The organism is Burkholderia cepacia complex sp. TUM26381, from assembly GCF_057439935.1.
This window is the reverse complement of record NZ_CM172006.1, coordinates 3537113-3552726: the sequence shown is the minus strand read 5'-3', so window position 1 is coordinate 3552726 and position 15614 is coordinate 3537113. Positions and strand designations below refer to the sequence as shown.

The 15614-nt window shown below is 65.9% G+C and carries 15 protein-coding genes; 7 read left to right on the top strand and 8 right to left on the bottom strand.

Annotation, left to right across the window (positions count from 1 at the left end):
• Nucleotides 1-95 precede the first annotated feature (95 nt).
• Entirely contained in the window at nt 96-821 is a 726-nt protein-coding gene (locus tag ACWMMN_RS16705; RefSeq protein ID WP_174994347.1) for a phosphonate utilization associated transcriptional regulator, read from the top strand.
• 162 nt (nt 822-983) lie between these two features.
• Here ACWMMN_RS16705 and ACWMMN_RS16700 read toward each other — a convergent pair whose 3' ends face one another.
• The 7 genes from ACWMMN_RS16700 to ACWMMN_RS16670 form a co-directional block, all read right to left on the bottom strand.
• Complete coding sequence (locus ACWMMN_RS16700) at nt 984-1256, bottom strand: hypothetical protein (protein WP_486422863.1); 273 nt, start codon at nt 1254-1256, stop codon at nt 984-986.
• Complete coding sequence (locus tag ACWMMN_RS16695; RefSeq protein ID WP_486422862.1) at nt 1253-1528, bottom strand: hypothetical protein; 276 nt, start codon at nt 1526-1528, stop codon at nt 1253-1255. Before ACWMMN_RS16695 ends, ACWMMN_RS16700 begins: the two co-directional genes overlap by 4 nt.
• Before the next feature lie 513 nt (nt 1529-2041).
• Complete coding sequence (locus ACWMMN_RS16690) at nt 2042-3430, bottom strand: FAD-dependent oxidoreductase (protein ID WP_486422861.1); 1389 nt, start codon at nt 3428-3430, stop codon at nt 2042-2044.
• Nucleotides 3431-3561: 131 nt separating this feature from the next.
• Complete coding sequence (locus tag ACWMMN_RS16685; RefSeq protein WP_486422860.1) at nt 3562-4692, bottom strand: 2-aminoethylphosphonate--pyruvate transaminase; 1131 nt, start codon at nt 4690-4692, stop codon at nt 3562-3564.
• A gap of 47 nt (nt 4693-4739) precedes the next feature.
• Nucleotides 4740-6467, bottom strand: a complete 1728-nt coding sequence (locus ACWMMN_RS16680) for a putative 2-aminoethylphosphonate ABC transporter permease subunit (protein WP_340624559.1) — start codon at nt 6465-6467, stop codon at nt 4740-4742.
• Complete coding sequence (locus ACWMMN_RS16675) at nt 6464-7555, bottom strand: putative 2-aminoethylphosphonate ABC transporter ATP-binding protein (RefSeq protein WP_486422859.1); 1092 nt, start codon at nt 7553-7555, stop codon at nt 6464-6466. The genes ACWMMN_RS16680 and ACWMMN_RS16675 overlap by 4 nt, the downstream gene beginning before the upstream one ends.
• 108 nt (nt 7556-7663) lie before the next feature.
• On the bottom strand, nt 7664-8719 hold the full coding sequence (locus ACWMMN_RS16670; protein WP_059232884.1) for a putative 2-aminoethylphosphonate ABC transporter substrate-binding protein: 1056 nt from the start codon (nt 8717-8719) through the stop codon (nt 7664-7666).
• A 208-nt stretch (nt 8720-8927) separates the two neighbouring features.
• On the opposite strand from ACWMMN_RS16670, the gene phnA reads away from it, so the two are divergent.
• The 5 genes from phnA (at nt 8928) to ACWMMN_RS16645 (ending at nt 14063) form a co-directional block, all read left to right on the top strand.
• Complete coding sequence (gene phnA, locus ACWMMN_RS16665) at nt 8928-10166, top strand: phosphonoacetate hydrolase (RefSeq protein WP_486422858.1); 1239 nt, start codon at nt 8928-8930, stop codon at nt 10164-10166.
• A gap of 29 nt (nt 10167-10195) precedes the next feature.
• Complete coding sequence (phnY, locus tag ACWMMN_RS16660; RefSeq protein ID WP_059232885.1) at nt 10196-11650, top strand: phosphonoacetaldehyde dehydrogenase; 1455 nt, start codon at nt 10196-10198, stop codon at nt 11648-11650.
• A 180-nt stretch (nt 11651-11830) separates the two neighbouring features.
• Nucleotides 11831-12613 carry an amino acid ABC transporter substrate-binding protein gene (locus tag ACWMMN_RS16655; protein WP_340624556.1) on the top strand — a complete coding sequence of 261 codons (783 nt, stop codon included), beginning with the start codon at nt 11831-11833 and terminating at the stop codon, nt 12611-12613.
• 14 nt (nt 12614-12627) lie between these two features.
• Entirely contained in the window at nt 12628-13308 is a 681-nt protein-coding gene (locus ACWMMN_RS16650; protein WP_059232887.1) for an amino acid ABC transporter permease, read from the top strand.
• Nucleotides 13305-14063 carry an amino acid ABC transporter ATP-binding protein gene (locus tag ACWMMN_RS16645; protein ID WP_486422857.1) on the top strand — a complete coding sequence of 253 codons (759 nt, stop codon included), beginning with the start codon at nt 13305-13307 and terminating at the stop codon, nt 14061-14063. Before ACWMMN_RS16650 ends, ACWMMN_RS16645 begins: the two co-directional genes overlap by 4 nt.
• A gap of 24 nt (nt 14064-14087) precedes the next feature.
• Here the strand turns inward: ACWMMN_RS16645 and ACWMMN_RS16640 are convergent, their stop codons facing one another.
• Entirely contained in the window at nt 14088-14903 is an 816-nt protein-coding gene (locus tag ACWMMN_RS16640) for an alpha/beta fold hydrolase (protein ID WP_486422856.1), read from the bottom strand.
• A gap of 81 nt (nt 14904-14984) precedes the next feature.
• On the opposite strand from ACWMMN_RS16640, the gene ACWMMN_RS16635 reads away from it, so the two are divergent.
• Complete coding sequence (locus ACWMMN_RS16635; RefSeq protein WP_059232889.1) at nt 14985-15599, top strand: CGNR zinc finger domain-containing protein; 615 nt, start codon at nt 14985-14987, stop codon at nt 15597-15599.
• Nucleotides 15600-15614: the final 15 nt, after the last annotated feature.

Genomic DNA, 15614 nt, shown 5'->3' with positions numbered 1-15614 from the left:
AAACTGTTGACAATGTGCGAGGCCGAGGGTATATAAGGATCATTCGCCGATATGGCGCCCTCGTTTTCTACCGCAGCGTTGCTGCCTGCCCGACCATGACTTCCCCGAACGCGCTCAGCGCCATCGAACTCCTGCAAAGCCAGTCGCTTGCGATGATCGTCCAGGACATGCTCGAGCGCGCGATCGTCTCCGGCGAATACGCGCCCGGCGAGAAGCTCAACGAAGTCGAGATCGCGACGAAGCTGAACGTGTCGCGCGGCCCCGTGCGCGAAGCGTTTCGTGCGCTCGAGCAGGCCGGCCTGCTGCGCAACGAGAAGAACCGCGGCGTGACCGTGCGCGTCGTGCCGCTGCGCGAGGCCGAGGAAATCTACGAAGTGCGCGCGATGCTCGACGAATCTGTCGCACGCGCGCTCGCGAAGCGCATCTCGCCCGATACGCTGAAGGTGTTGAAGGGCATCATCCAGTCGATGAAAGATGCCGCGAAGACGCACGACGTTACGCGCTATACCGAGCTGAACGTGCAGTTCCACGATGCGATGGTCGTCGGTGTCGGCAATACGCACCTCACCGATACCTATCGCCGGCTGGTGCGCCAGCTCGGGCTGCTGCGCCAGGCCGCGATCGAGGCCGAGGAAGATGCGATCTCGGTGTCAGCGGCCGAGCACGACAAGATCGTGCAGGCACTGGCCGGCGGCGACGAGGAGAAGGCCGTCGCGCTCGTGCGCGAACACGTCGCGCACGGTCTTGCGCGGATGCGCCGCACGCACGAGCAGGGGTTGCCCGCCGCGGGCAAGGCGGCGCGGGAGAAGGCCGGCGCGTGAGCGAGTGCAGTGCAGTGATGGTGAAAGAGCGTTGACCTGCCGATCATTGCCCTCTGTTCTTGCATGGCGAGTTGCGACTGGCTCGCTGGTTGCGTCGGACGGGCGTGGCGACGGTCGAAATCGACGATGCCCGGGCCGAATGCAAGGGTCGACAGCAGGCGATCATTTGCCGTGTCGTTTATCGAAGGCATCGTCCAGAACCCAGCCTGTGCCGGATTCGCAGCGCACTTGTGTGTATGCGTAGATTTTGGCAACGCGATCCGTCAATGGAACACAGGACTCACCATTCCTCATCGTAAAGATCGGTTGGGTTCTATCGTCGTTTGGCTCGGCAAACGCAGGCATGTCCTGAAGCGCCGTCCAGTTCTCATCCTTATATTTCGAGCACGCTCCGATCGTCATGGTGAGTGCGGCGAATAGCAGAAAGCGCATCATTTTTTTGGATATCGTCGGATTCCAATCAGGCGTTTCGAGTGGCGCAGACCGGTCATCAAATCCGCAGGGGCTATGATACCCGGCAGTTGCCATCTTGGGTCATAAGCCAGAATTCCCGCCTTGCCCAGTAATTCGGCTATGTTCGACGAGCAATTGTTGTCGACGAGCGAGTATGGTTTGTTTTCATGTCGCCGTCTTTTGATCTCGGAAAGGATGATTTTCTTCTCATCCTCGGAGCTAGTGAGGAGATTGCCGATGGTGTCGAGTTGCATCTTGGTTTGCTGGCGATTCAGATAGCTCAGGATGTTATCGACGTCCCATCCCGGGTGTGCCCTGCCGTATACGATTCCGTCGATCGCGATCGCGGCATGTCCGAACTGAGATCCTCTAGAGACGGATCGGGAGTCGCTAATCAGGATCTCGATGATTGATCGCGGGTGCATGAAGAATGAAGTGCATTAATTATTTATCGAATTCACGAAACCCTATCATGGTGGTTTTGATTTTAAAATCGAGATATTCAATCAAAGAAATAAATATTGGATGAATGGTGAATCTATTTGTCAGTTATGTCCGTATTGGGACATGTCTCATCGATGTGCGGTAATTCGAATAATGGGTTGCCTGTTTTGCGGGAAACACGATGTTGGAGCTTGGACTTGCGCCATAGATGGGCTTTCCTCGCTTGCGATTCGGTCGAGGCGAGGGCTCAAAAAGCTGGCGGCGGGATAGCGCCTGGCGCGTCGTCCGCGTCTCCCTGATCCCCCGCGCAGGGTGCCCTCCCGTCACGCCTTGTCGGCCTTCCCGGCCGCGCTCGCAAACTTCGCGAGCCACGTATCGACGGTCGACGGCTGCCGGCTCTCGTCCTCCGCGCGTTCCTTGCGGCGGATCGCGTTGCGCACGACGTGCGCGCCGACATAGCGGATCGGCTCCGGGGGGAAATGGCCGAGCGGGCCGCGCACGATCGGGCTGCGCGTCCACGCGTTGTCGAGGCCGAGCACGAGCGACGACAGGATCTGCCCGCCCATGTAGGTCGGCCCGACGCCGTTGCCCGAATAGCCGAAGCCGTAGAACACGTTCGGCGCGTCGTCGAGGCGGCCGAAGAACGGGAAACCCGTGACCGAGCGATCCGACGGGCCGTTCCAGCTCGCGGTGACCGGCACGCCCGCGAGCGACGGAAAGAACTCGCGCAGGCTTTGCGTGAGCTGCGCCTCGTACGGCGAGCGCTGGTCGAACACCGGCGCGATGCGGCTGCGCCACGAGAACGTGTTGCCGCCCTTGCCGAGCATCAGCCGGCCGTCGGCGGTGGTGTGGTAGTAGTAGACGAAGATCCGCGAATCGAGCACCGACACGCCGTCGACGAGCCCGGTCTGTTCGAGCAACTCGGGGCATTTCTCGGTGATGACCATGTCGCTCGACACGACCGCGATCGTGCGCTCGAACTGCGGAAAGCGGCTCGCCATCCACGCGTTGATCGCGAATACGAGCTTGCCCGCCGTGACGCTGCCCGACGGCGTGCGCACGACGGCCGGCTGCCCGGGCGTGAAGTCGAGCATCGGCGTGCGCTCGTAGATGCGGATGCCCATCGCAAGCGCGACGCGGCGCAGCCCGCGCACGAGCTTGCCGGGATGCACGGTGGCGGCGATCGGCGAGTAGACGCCGTCGAGATTGCGCGCGGAGCCCGAGCGGCGCGCGACTTCGGCGGCCGGCAGCGGCTCGTAGCTGTGGATGCCGCACGCGGCGAGCGCGTCGAGCACCGGCGCGAGCGTGCCGACCTGCGCGCGCGACGTCGCGGTGTACAGCGTGCCGTCGAGTCGAAGTTCGGCGTCGATGTCGTGCGCGCGGCAGAAATCGGCGATGTGCTGGACGGCCGCTTCCGACGCCTTCACGAGCCGGATTGCCTCGGCTTCGCCGAACAGGCGCCGCAGCGTCAGGAATTTCGCGGACCACGTGAGCAGGCAGCCGCCGTTGCGGCCGCTCGCGCCGGCGCCGCACAGGTCGGCTTCGACGATCGCGATGTCGAGCGCCGGGTTCTGCTGCTTCGCCTGGATCGCGGTCCAGAGCCCGGTGAAGCCGCCGCCGACGATGCAGACGTCGGCCTGCGTTGCGCCCTGCAGCGCGGGGGCGAGATCGCCGTCGTTGAACAGTGCTTGTTCGATCCAGAAGGGTCGCATCGGATGGTTCTTCAATAAGGGTCGGGGCCGTGCACGTGCACGGCCGGAAAACCTGGCTGCCGCGTGGCGAGAGGCGGCGGAGTTGGCCGCGTGCATATCGGCACGCGGCCGGGGTATCGCATCACGTCGCGTCAGGCCGCCGCTTCGGCCGATACGCGGCGCACACCCATCGCGCGCAGCGTGTCGGCGATCGCCGCGACGGCGCCCGGAATCCCGGCTTCGCCGAAGTGGCCGATGCAGCCGACCCGGAACGTTTCGACTTCGGTCAGCTTGCCCGGATACAGAATGTAGCCGCGCTTTTTGACCTCCTGATAAAACCGCTTGAAGTCGTAGTTGGGATCGTCCGGCGCGTGGAACGTGACGATGATCGGCGCCTGGATCGCCGGATCGAGGAACGGCCGGAAGCCGAGCGCGAGCATCCCGTCGATCAGCGCGCGATAGTTGCGCTGGTAGCGGCCGCCGCGCGCGGCGAGCCCGCCTTCGTCGACGTATTGCGCGACGGCCGCGTCGAGCGCTGCGACCACGTGCGTCGGCGGCGTGAAGCGCCACTGCGTCGTGCGCTGCATGTAGACCCACTGGTCGTACAGGTCCATCGCGAGCGAATGGCTGTTGCCTTCGCAGCGTTCGAGCGTGCTGCGCTTCGCGATCACGAAGCCGAGGCCCGGCACGCCTTCGAGGCATTTGCCGGACGCCGCGATCACCGCGTCGAACGGCATCGTGCGCGCGTCGATGTCGAGCGCGCCGAACGAGCTCATCGCATCGACGATCAGCGCGCGCCCGTGCTTCGCGACGGCCTGCGCGATGTCGTGCAGCGGGTTCAGCACGCCGGCGCCGGTCTCGCAGTGCACGAGCGCGACGTGCGTGATGGTCGGATCGGCGGCGAGCGTGCGCTCGACGTCGGCCGGATCGACGCGGCGATCCTCGCGGTAGTCGATCGTCGTCAGCTTGCGGCCGAGCACGCGGCAGATCTTCGCGATGCGCTGGCAGTACGCGCCGTTGTTCGGCACGAGCACGTGGCCGTTGCGCGGCACGAGCGTGCCGAGGGCCGCTTCGACCGAGAACGTGCCGCTGCCTTGCAGCGGGACGCATTCGTGCGTGCCTTCGCCGTGCACGATCTGCAGCAGGCGTTCGCGCAGCCGCGCGGTGATCGCGTTGAAGTCGCTGTCCCACGACCCCCAGTCGCGCAGCATCGCGTCGCGCGTCGCGTCGGAGGTCGTCAGGGGGCCGGGAGTGAGCAGGATGGGCTGGGCGGCGAGCGTCATGGTGTCTCCTTGATGAAGTCGGGACGTCACGTGGATGCGGCAGGGAATCAACGACGATGCGGGGTGCGCCACGCTTGCGTGCGACGCAGCAGGCGGTGCGAGATGCAGGCGAACAGCACGCACGCGAACGACGAGGTCGCGAGCACGAGCGTGGCCATCGCGGCGGCCGGGCCCATCTGGCCCGCGTCGTCGAGGTTCAGGATCGCGACCGATGCAGGTTGCGTGTCCGGCGAGTAGAGGAACGCGACGGCCGAGACCGTCGTCATCCCGTTGACGAACAGGTAGCGCGCGATCAGCAGGATCGCGGGCAGGCACACGGGCACCGTCACGCGCAGGAAGGTCTTGTAGAACGGCACCTTCAGCGAGGCGGACACGGCCTCGAACTCGCTGTCGATCTGCCTGAGCGCGGTAACGGCGGTGAGGTGGCTCGACGCGTAGTAGTGGACGACCGTGACGATCGCGAGCAGCCACAGCGACCCGTACAGCCCGTTCAGCGGATTGCCGGGCGCATTGAACAGGAAGATGTAGCTGATGCCGAGCACGAGCCCCGGCACGCCCATCGGCAGGATCGCGCACAGGCTGATGAAGCCGCGCAGCCAGCGCGCGCCGCGGGTCTTCTCGATCAGGTAGGCGCCGCCGAACACGACGATCGTGCCGCCGGCCGCCACCGTCGCGGCCATCCGCAGGCTGTTCTTGTACGCGTCGAAGATGCCGGCGCCGATCAGCCCCATCTTGTAGTGCTGCAGCCCGAGGCTCATCTGGTACGGCCAGAACTTCACGAACGACGCGAATACCGAGATGCCGACCACCGCGATGAAGAACGCGCACACGAGCGTGCAGTACGCGAGCATCGCGGCGTCGAAGCCGCGCGACGGCTTCGGCTGGTACGGCGTCGAGCGCGCGCCGAGCTGCGACTGCTGGCGGCGGCGGATGAAGAAGTCGACGCCGAACGCGACCAGCGCCGGACACAGCAGCATCAGGCTCACGACCGCGCTGCGGTTGAAATCCTGCAGCCCGATGATCAGCTTGTAGATGTCGGTCGACAGCACGTTGTACGAACCGCCGATCACGACCGGCACGCCGAAGTCGTTGATGCACATCGTGAACGCAACCATCGTCGCGCTGATCAACCCGTACTTCGCGCCGGGCAGCGTGATCGTGAAGAACTTGCGGATGCGGCTCGTGCCCATCGCGTCGGCGGCCTCGTAGAGCCGGCCGTCGGCGAGCGACAGCGCGGTGACGAGGATCATCAGCACGTGCGGGAACGACGCGTACACCATGCTCAGCACGATGCCCGGCAGCCCGTAGATCGAATGGCCGTGCAGCAGCGGCTTCAGCAGCCCCGCGTTGCCGAACCAGTAGATGAACGACACGGCCGACAGCAGCGTCGGCGCGAGCAGCGGCAGCAGCGCGATCGTGCGCGCGGCGTTCTTCAGCGGCATGCACGAGCGCGTCAGCGCATACGCGAACGTGAACGCCATCGGCACGACGATCATCGTGACGAGTGCGCCGACCGTCAGCGAATGCAGCATCGAGCGCAGCACGCCGCTGTCCTCGAGGTACTCGACGAAGTTGTGCGCGCCGACGAAACGCCCGTCCGCGTCGACGAAGCATTTCTGCACGACGAGCGCGAGCGGCAGCAGCAGGAACAGCGACATCAGCGCGGCCATCGCGACGAGCGCGAGCTGCGCGATGCGGTCGTGCCAGTGTGTGATCTGCCGCACGTCGGCGGGGGCGGAGGCGCCGCGGCGGCGCTCGGTCAGGACGGTGCTCATTGCAGTCGCTCCTTCGCGCACGGAAACACGCGGACATGCTCGCGATCGAGCGCGAGGTCGATGCGCGCGCCGGCCGTTACGCCGGTGCGGTCGACGTCGTGATACGACAGGTCGGCGACGATTTCCTGGCCGTCGAGCCCGTCGATCCGGAAGCTCACGCGGCAGAACGCGCCGAGGAATTCGAGCTTCTCGACGCGGCCGGCCAGCACGTTGTCGGCCGTCTCGCCCGGCACGCGGATGCGCAGGTCTTCCGGCCGCACGTAGACCGACACCGCCGCACCTTGTGCGGGGCGGGCCGTGCCATGACGGCAGTCGAGGCCGACCGCGCCCGCGCGCAGCGTGCCGTCCTGCGCGACTTCGGCGGGAATCGTGTTGACGCGGCCGATGAAGTCGGCGACGAACGGCGAAGCCGGCTGCCGGTAGATTTCGAGCGGCGTGCCGATCTGTTCGATCACGCCGTGGTTCATCACGACGATGCGATCGGCCATCGACAACGCTTCTTCCTGGTCGTGCGTGACCATGATCGTCGTCACGCCGAGCCGCTGCTGCAGCGCGCGGATTTCCTGGCGCAGCCGCACGCGCACGCGCGCGTCGAGCGCCGACAGCGGCTCGTCGAGCAGCAGCAGGCCGGGGGACGTCGCGAGCGCACGCGCCAGCGCGATGCGCTGCTGCTGGCCGCCGGACAGCTGGCCCGGATGCTTGCGATGGCTGTCGGGCAGACCGACCAGCGCGAGCAGCGTGTGCACGCGCTCGTGGATCGCCTCGCGCTTCATCTTCCGGTTCACGAGCCCGTACGCGACGTTGTCGTACACGGTGAGGTTCGGGAACAGCGCATACGACTGGAACACGATGCCGTAGTCGCGCAGTTGCGGCGGCAGCCGCGAGATGTCGCGGCCGTCCTGCATGATCTGGCCGGCGTTCTGCGTTTCGAGCCCCGCGATGATCCGCAGCAGCGTGGTTTTCCCGCAGCCGGACGGCCCGAGGAAACAGATCATCTCGCCCTTCATCACGCTCAGGTTGATGTCGGTGAGAACCTGCGTGTCGTTGTACCGCTTCTCGATGCGTTCTACGCTCAGATAAGGTGCCATGCGCGCCTCCATGCTGGGGCGGCCCGGGGGCCGGATTCGACGAGGGGAAGAGTGACGCGGGGCGGCGCGCTGCGCGGCCCCGCTGCCGGTCGCGGCGTCATGGCCGCGTCATTGCTGCGTCTTCGCCCCGTAGCGCTTCTGCCACGTATCGAGGATCGACTGGCGATTCTTCGCCGACCACACGAAGTCGTTCTTCACGAGCAGCTCCGAATAGTTGTCGGGGATGCCGGCCAGCTTCCGCGCGACGCCCGGATACGCGACGATTGCCCACCAGCGCGCGGTGATCTGGTTCGCCTCCTTGCTCGCCATGAAATCGGCGAGCTTCTTCGCCGCATCGGGCTGCTTCGTCGTCTTCATGATCGCCGTGCCTTCCATGTCCCAGCCGAGCCCTTCCTTCGGGAACACCAGATCGATCGGCGCGCCCTGCGACTGCAGTTCGTGGCCGCGGAACTCGAACGAGATGCCGATCGGGAATTCGCCGGTGCCGGCGAGCGTGCACGGCTTCGAGCCCGAGTGCACGTACTGCGCGACGTTCTTGTCGAGCGCGTCCATGAATTTCCAGCCCTTGTCGTCGCCGAAGGTCTGCAGCCACGCGGTCACGTCGAGGTAGCCGGTGCCCGACGAGACCGGGCTCGGCATCACGATCGCGCCTTTGTAGACGGGCTTCGTCAGGTCTTCCCACGACGTCGGTTTCGGGATGTTCTTCGCCTGCGCGGCGACGCGGTTGTAGCAGATGGTCGCGCCCCACACGTCCATGCCGACCCAGTGCGGCGGCGTGTTCGCATCGCTGTACTTGCGCGTGAGCTGGTCGAAGCCGTTCGGCGTGTACGGCATCAGCATGCCCTGCAGGTCGAGCAGCGTGAGGCTCGACGCGGCGAGGCCGAGCACGACGTCCGCGCGCGGGTTGTTCTTCTCGGCGAGCAGCTTCGCGGTGACCGAGCCGGTCGAGTCGCGCACCCAGCGGATCTCGATATCGGGGTTCGCTTTCTCGAACGCGTCCTTGTAGGGCTTCATCGCCTCGTCTTCCAGCGCGGTGTAGACGAGCAGCGACGTCTTCGCGTGCGCCGCCTGCGCGGCGCCGAGCGCGACCGCCGCGGCCAGCGCGAAACGGGCCGCGCCCGCCGCCCATGCATTCAAACGCTTGTTTACCGGCACTTCGTTCATCTTCAGACCCCTTGACTGTGGCGCCGCGGCACACGGCGGATGAGTGGAGACCAGCCCTCTTGCTACACCATTGTTTTGCTTTCTGTTCTCTGCATGTTGTTGACAATCTACAAATCATCAATTTTAATGTCAAGCATGGAAAACACCTCCCTTCGGCGCGACGCGGGCGCCGACGGCTCTACCCTTCGAACTGAAAGGAATGAACGTCATGATTGAAACGCCTGTATCCGTGGAAGTGAACGGCCGCCGCTACAACTGGATGAGCCGGCCCGTGGTGGTCGTCTGCGTCGATGGCTGCGCATACGAATATCTGGAAGAAGCTGCCGAGGCCGGCGTTGCGCCGTTCCTGCGCACGCTGCTGAAGCCGGGCACGGCGCTCAAGGGCGAGTGCGTGGTGCCGAGCTTCACGAATCCGAACAACCTGTCGATCGTGACCGGCGTGCCGCCGGCAGTGCATGGCATAAGCGGCAACTACTTCTACGATCGCGACACCGGCGCCGAGGTGCTGATGAACGATCCGAAGTACCTGGTCGCGCCCACCGTGCTCGCGACCTTCGCCGAACAGGGCGCGCGCGTCGCGGTCGTCACCGCGAAGGACAAGCTGCGCCGCCTGCTCGGCAAGGGGCTGAAGGGCATCTGCTTCTCGTCGGAAAAGGCCGACGAGGCGAGCGTCGAGGAAAACGGTATCGACAACGTGCTCGAGCTGGTCGGCAAGCCGGTGCCGAGCGTGTACAGCGCGGACCTGTCGGAATTCGTGTTCGCGGCCGGCGTGCGCCTGCTCGAGACGCGCCCGATCGACCTGATGTACCTGTCGACCACCGACTATGTGCAGCACAAGTGCGCGCCCGGCACGGAAGGCGCAAACGCGTTCTACGCAATGATGGACACGTACCTGCGGCGCCTCGACGAACTCGGCGCGATCGTCGCGATCACGGCCGACCACGGGATGAACGCGAAGCATGACGACGAGACCGGCGAGCCGAACGTGATCTACCTGCAGGAGCTGTTCGACGAGTGGCTCGGCCACGACGCGGCGCGCGTGATCCTGCCGATCACCGATCCGTACGTCGTGCACCACGGCGCGCTCGGTTCGTTCGCGACCGTCTACGTGCCGGCGACGGCCGATGCCGACGCACTGCGCGCGCGGCTCGCCGCGGTCGACGGCATCGAGGTCGTGCTGACGGGCGCCGAAGGTTGCGCGCGCTTCGAGCTGCCGCCCGCGCGGATGGGCGACCTGATCGTGATCTCGAAGCAGGAGGTCGTGCTCGGCACGCGCCGCATCAAGCACGACCTGTCGGGCCTCGACGTGCCGCTGCGTTCGCACGGCGGCATCTCCGAGCAGATCGTGCCGCTGATCTTCAGCAAGCCGGTCGCGACCGACGTCACGGGCCGCGCGCGGCTGCGCAACTTCGACATCATCGACATCGCGCTCAACCATCTGCAGTGATACGCATGCATCCGTAAGGGGACACATTCATGAACGCCATTGCAGCATCGACGGACGTCCGCGAGATTCGTCGCGAAGCACTGCGAATCAATGGAGAGCGGATTCATCGGGACGCGGTGATCGACGTGCGCAACCCGTACGACGGCACGCTGGTCGGCACTGTGCCGAAGGCGACGCTGGACGACGTGCGCCGCGCGTTTGCGGTTGCGCGTGCGTACCGGCCGACGCTTACGCGCCACGACCGCGCGGCGATCCTGCGCCGTGCGGCCGACATCGTGCGCTCGCGCACGGCGGAGATCGCGGCGCTGATCACGGCAGAGGCCGGCTTGTGCATCAAGGATTCGACATACGAAGCGGGCCGCGTGGCCGACGTGCTGACGTTCGGCGCCGGTGAAGTGCTGAAGGACGACGGGCAGATCTTTTCGTGCGACCTGACACCGCACGGCAAGAAACGCCGCGTGTACACGCAGCGCGATCCGCTGCTCGGCGTGATTTCGGCGATCACGCCGTTCAACCACCCGATGAACCAGGTCGCGCACAAGATCGTGCCGTCGGTCGCGACCAACAACCGGATCGTCGTGAAGCCGTCGGAGAAGGTGCCGCTGTCGTGTTACCTCTTTGCCGACATCCTGTATGAGGCCGGCTTGCCGCCGCAGATGCTGCAGGTGATTACCGGCGACCCGAGGGAGATCGCCGACGAGCTGATCACGAACCCGGCGATCGATCTCATCACGTTCACCGGCGGCGTGTCGATCGGCAAGTCGATCGCATCGCGGATGGGCTACCGGCGCGCGGTGCTCGAACTCGGGGGCAACGATCCGATCATCGTGATGGAAGACGCCGATCTCGACGAGGCGAGCACGCTCGCGGTGTCGGGCTCGTACAAGAATTCGGGGCAGCGTTGCACGGCGATCAAGCGGATGCTCGTGCACGAGTCGGTGGCCGATCGCTTCACCGAGTTGGTCGTTGAAAAAACGCGTGCGTGGTCGTACGGCAATCCATCCGATCCGTCGGTCGACATGGGCACGGTGATCGACGAGGCGGCCGCGAAGTTCTGCGAGCAGCAGGTGAATGACGCGATTTCGCGCGGGGCGCGGCTGCTGGTCGGCAACGTGCGCGACGGCGCGCTGTATTCGCCGACGGTGATCGACCGTGTGACGCCCGACATGCCGCTCGTGAAGTACGAGACGTTCGGCCCGGTGTCGCCGATCATGCGCTTTCGCGACATCGACGAAGCGATCCGGATGTCGAACAGCACCGACTATGCGCTGTCGTCGTCGGTGTGCACGAACCGCTTCGACAACATCACGCGTTTCATCACCGAGCTGGAAGTCGGCAGCGTGAACGTGCGCGAAGTGCCCGGCTACCGGCTCGAACTGACGCCGTTCGGCGGCGTGAAGGATTCGGGGCTCGGGTACAAGGAAGGCGTGCAGGAAGCGATGAAGAGCTTCACGAATACGAAGACGTACTCGCTGCCGTGGTAAGTGGCGTGTAAGGCGCCCGCGCCGGCTTCGCAGCCGGTGCGGGCGTTATTCGATCGGCTCATATGGTTAGCCGATTTGCGTTTTTGCCGTGCTCCAACGCGTCGGTAGAATTCGCGGACTTCTCGAACGGCGCAGGCATGCCGGCGGGATGATTCTCTCCAATCATTCGGGGTCCGCACCATGAAATTCCTCCGCTCCATCCTGGTCGTCGCGCTGCTGCAGGCCACTGCGGCCACCAGTGCGCTGGCTGCCGACGACCTGTCGCAGATCAAGTCGGCCGGCGTGTTCCGGGTCGGCACCGAAGGCACCTACGCGCCGTTCACGTACCACGACGAGACGGGCAAGCTGACGGGTTTCGACGTCGATATCGCCACGGCGATCGCGCAGCGCCTCGGCGTGAAGCCGCAGTTCGTCGAAGGCAAGTGGGACGGACTGATCGCGGGCCTCGACGTGAACCGCTACGACGCGGTCGTCAATGAAGTGTCGATCACCGACGCGCGCAAGGCGAAATACGATTTCTCGTCCCCGTACATCACGTCGCACGCGGTGCTGATCGTGCGCGCGGACAACACGGCGATCCGCTCGTTCGACGACCTGAAGGGCAAGAAATCCGCGAACACGCTGACGAGCAATTTCGGCAAGCTCGCGGCCGCGCATGGCGCCGACGTGGTGCCGGTGCAGGGCTTCAACGAATCGATCGACCTGCTGACGTCCGGGCGCGTCGACGCGACGATCAACGATTCGCTGTCGTACCTCGATTTCCGCAAGCACAAGCCCGACGCGAAACTGAAGGTCGCGGCGACCGACAAGACCGGTGCCGGCGACGCGTCCGGCGTGCTGCTGCGCAAGGGCAGCCCCGCGCTGGTGGCCGCGATCGACAAGGCGCTCGCGGACATCAAGGCCGACGGCACCTACGCGAAGATCTCGCAGAAGTACTTCGGCCGCGACGTGTCGCAGCCGTGACGCGAGACTGAACGATGCCGGCCTGGCTGCACCTGATGGCGGAATCGCTGCGGCCCCTGCTCTACGCAGGGCTCGTGTTCACGGTTCCGCTCACGCTCGCGTCGTTCGCGATCGGCTTGCTGCTCGCATTCGGCGCGGCGCTCACGCGCCTGTTCGGGCCGCGCTGGGCGCAGGCCGCCGTGCGCTTCTATATCTGGCTGTTCCGCGGCTCGCCGCTGCTCGTGCAGCTGTTCGTGATCTTCTACGGATTGCCGAACGTCGGCATCGTGCTCGACCCGCTGACGGCCGCCGTGATCGGCTTCTCGCTGAACGTCGGCGCGTACAACGCCGAGGTGATTCGCGGCGTGATCGAATCGATGCCGAAGGGGCAGTGGGAGGCCGCGTACTCGATGGCGATGACGCGCGCGCAGGCATTGCGCCGCGCGATCCTGCCGCAGGCCGCACGCGTGGCGTTGCCCGCGCTGTCGAATTCGTTCATCTCGCTCGTGAAGGACACGTCGCTCGCGGCCGTGTTGACCGTGCCCGAGATTTTCCAGGCGGCGCAGCGGATCGCGGCCGTGACATACGAGCCGCTGATCCTCTATACCGAAGCCGCGCTGATCTACCTGCTGTTCAGTTCGGTGCTGTCCACGCTGCAACGCCGCCTCGAAGCCCGCTTCGGCCGTCACGCGCTGTTCCAGGCGGAGTTGCGGTGATCCGTCTCGACCAAATCGACAAGTCGTTCGGCGCGCATCGCGTGCTGAGCGGCATCGACCTCGCATTGCAGCCGGGCAGCGTGACCGCGCTGATCGGGCCGTCCGGCAGCGGCAAGAGCACGCTGCTGCGGTGCGTGAACCTGCTCGAAGTGCCGGAAGCGGGCACGCTCGTGGTCGGCGATGCGCGCATTGAATTTGCGCCGAGGCACCGGCCGTCGCGCGACGCGGTGTTCGCGGTGCGCAGGCAGACCGGCATGGTGTTCCAGAACTTCCAGTTGTTTCCGCACCTGAGCGTCGTGCAGAACGTGATGGAAGGGCTCGTGACCGTGCAGCGCTGGCCGCGCGAACGGGCTCGCGAGCGCGCGCTTGCGCTGCTGGAGAAGGTCGGCATCGCGGACAAGGCCGACGCGTGGCCCGGTACGCTGTCGGGTGGCCAGCAGCAACGCGTCGCGATTGCGCGCGCGCTTGCGCCGTCGCCGCAGGTGCTGCTGTGCGACGAGCCGACGTCGGCGCTCGATCCTGAGCTGTCCGTCGAAGTGGTCGAGGTGCTGCGCCAGCTCGCACGCGAAGGCACGACGATGCTGATGGCCACGCACGACTTGCGCCTCGCCGCATCGATCGCGCACGACGCGGTGTTCCTCGCGGGCGGCCGCATTGTCGAAGCCGGTGCCTCGCGCGACCTGTTCGGCCGGCCGCGCGACCCGCGCACCGCGAAGTTCGTCGCGACGCTCGCGCAGGGCGTGCCGGCGTTCTGATACGACACGCGATGCCGGCGGAGGTCAGTCCGGCGCGTGCCCGTCCAGGACTGCGGCGACGATCGCCTCCGGCGCATCTTCCTGGACCAGGTGGCCCGCGTGCGGCACCGTGATCAGCTTGCCGTTCGCGATGCGATCGGCGAGCGCCTGCCCCTGTTCGAGCGGAATCCACGCGTCGTCCTCGCCCCACACGATCCGCACCGGAAAATCAGGCGGCGCGTAGCGGGCCTCTGCTTCCTCGATGTAGCGCTGGCGCATCTGCGCGATCTGGCGATAGAACGCGGCCTGACCGGCGGGCGTGAGCCATGGCGCGCGGTAGATCGACAGCGCTTCGTCGCTCAGCGGCCGCGCGACCGCATTGCCGAGATAGGCCGACAGGAGCGCGTGATGCGCATACGCGGGCAGGCTGGTGAATGCGGCTTCGTGCTGCGCGACATGGCGCACGAACGGCGACCCTTGCGGCGCGATGGCGACCGGATTCACGAGGGTGAGATCCGCATACGCGATGCCGTCCAGGAAGTGCGCGCGCAGCACGGTTGCGCCGCCGTAGTCGTGTGCAAGCACGCGTGGCCGTGAAATCTTCCATTCATTCAGCATCGCGCCGAACAGCGCATTCTGGCGGCCGAGCGACACGTCCGCGTCTGGCATGTCGGACTGGCCGTAGCCGAGCAAGTCGTAGAAATACACGCGATGACGCCGCGCGAGCCAAGGTGCGATCCGGCGCCAGACCTGCGACGAAAACGGCGTGCCGTGCACGAGTACGAGCGGCGGGCCTTCGCCGAGCGTGCCCCATGCGATCCGGTGGCCTTCGAAATTGAAGCGATTCGCGAGTTCGAGCATCGGCTTCTCCATGCTAACCTGTTTTGGTTGTTAACAGGTTACGCCGGATTGTCCGGATGTGAAACCGACAGGTGAAAATAAATGGTTACTCGATCTGAGCCGGCGCAATTTGCGCCCGCATGGGGCGCGGCGGATTTCGTCGGGGGGCATCCGGCGCTCGACTTCCTCAACACGGTGGCCGATACGGGCAAGACGCGCGACGAGGACAAGCTCGTCGACTGGCCGGCCGTGCGCGCGTGGGCCGAACCATCCGGGTTGCTGGCGCCGGACGATCTGGCGCGGCTGCTGCGTCATCCGCGGCTGGACGGACCTGACGAGCTGGCGGCGCTGCGCCGTTTTCGCGACGACGCGTACGCCGCGATCGTGCACCTGACGGCGGAGGAGGGGGGGAGCGCCGGTGCGCGCGCCGCGGACCGGCTTGCGATGGCGATCCGCGAAGCGATCGGCCGCAGCGCGTTCGACGCGGTCGGCGGCCGCTTTGCGTGGCGGCCTGATGCGCGCGCCGCGTCACGCTGGATCGATGCGGCCGCGCTCGGTTTCGAGCAGCTGATGCGCAGTGACGATTTCGCGCGTGTGCGGCAGTGCGGCCGGTGTACGTGGTTCTTCGTCGATCGCGGCCGTGGCGTCGGGCGGCGCTGGTGCGACATGCGCACGTGCGGAAACCGCGCGAAGGTCGAGGCGTTCCGGGAGCGGTGAAGCGCGTGCCGCTAC

Coding starts and splice junctions, on each gene's coding strand:
- ACWMMN_RS16705 (WP_174994347.1), top strand. CDS start 96: ATGACTTCCCCGAACGCGCTCAGCGCCATCGAACTCCTGCAAAGCCAG.
- ACWMMN_RS16700 (WP_486422863.1), bottom strand. CDS start 1,256: ATGATGCGCTTTCTGCTATTCGCCGCACTCACCATGACGATCGGAGCG.
- ACWMMN_RS16695 (WP_486422862.1), bottom strand. CDS start 1,528: ATGCAACTCGACACCATCGGCAATCTCCTCACTAGCTCCGAGGATGAG.
- ACWMMN_RS16690 (WP_486422861.1), bottom strand. CDS start 3,430: ATGCGACCCTTCTGGATCGAACAAGCACTGTTCAACGACGGCGATCTC.
- ACWMMN_RS16685 (WP_486422860.1), bottom strand. CDS start 4,692: ATGACGCTCGCCGCCCAGCCCATCCTGCTCACTCCCGGCCCCCTGACG.
- ACWMMN_RS16680 (WP_340624559.1), bottom strand. CDS start 6,467: ATGAGCACCGTCCTGACCGAGCGCCGCCGCGGCGCCTCCGCCCCCGCC.
- ACWMMN_RS16675 (WP_486422859.1), bottom strand. CDS start 7,555: ATGGCACCTTATCTGAGCGTAGAACGCATCGAGAAGCGGTACAACGAC.
- ACWMMN_RS16670 (WP_059232884.1), bottom strand. CDS start 8,719: ATGAACGAAGTGCCGGTAAACAAGCGTTTGAATGCATGGGCGGCGGGC.
- phnA (WP_486422858.1), top strand. CDS start 8,928: ATGATTGAAACGCCTGTATCCGTGGAAGTGAACGGCCGCCGCTACAAC.
- phnY (WP_059232885.1), top strand. CDS start 10,196: ATGAACGCCATTGCAGCATCGACGGACGTCCGCGAGATTCGTCGCGAA.
- ACWMMN_RS16655 (WP_340624556.1), top strand. CDS start 11,831: ATGAAATTCCTCCGCTCCATCCTGGTCGTCGCGCTGCTGCAGGCCACT.
- ACWMMN_RS16650 (WP_059232887.1), top strand. CDS start 12,628: ATGCCGGCCTGGCTGCACCTGATGGCGGAATCGCTGCGGCCCCTGCTC.
- ACWMMN_RS16640 (WP_486422856.1), bottom strand. CDS start 14,903: ATGCTCGAACTCGCGAATCGCTTCAATTTCGAAGGCCACCGGATCGCA.
- ACWMMN_RS16635 (WP_059232889.1), top strand. CDS start 14,985: ATGGTTACTCGATCTGAGCCGGCGCAATTTGCGCCCGCATGGGGCGCG.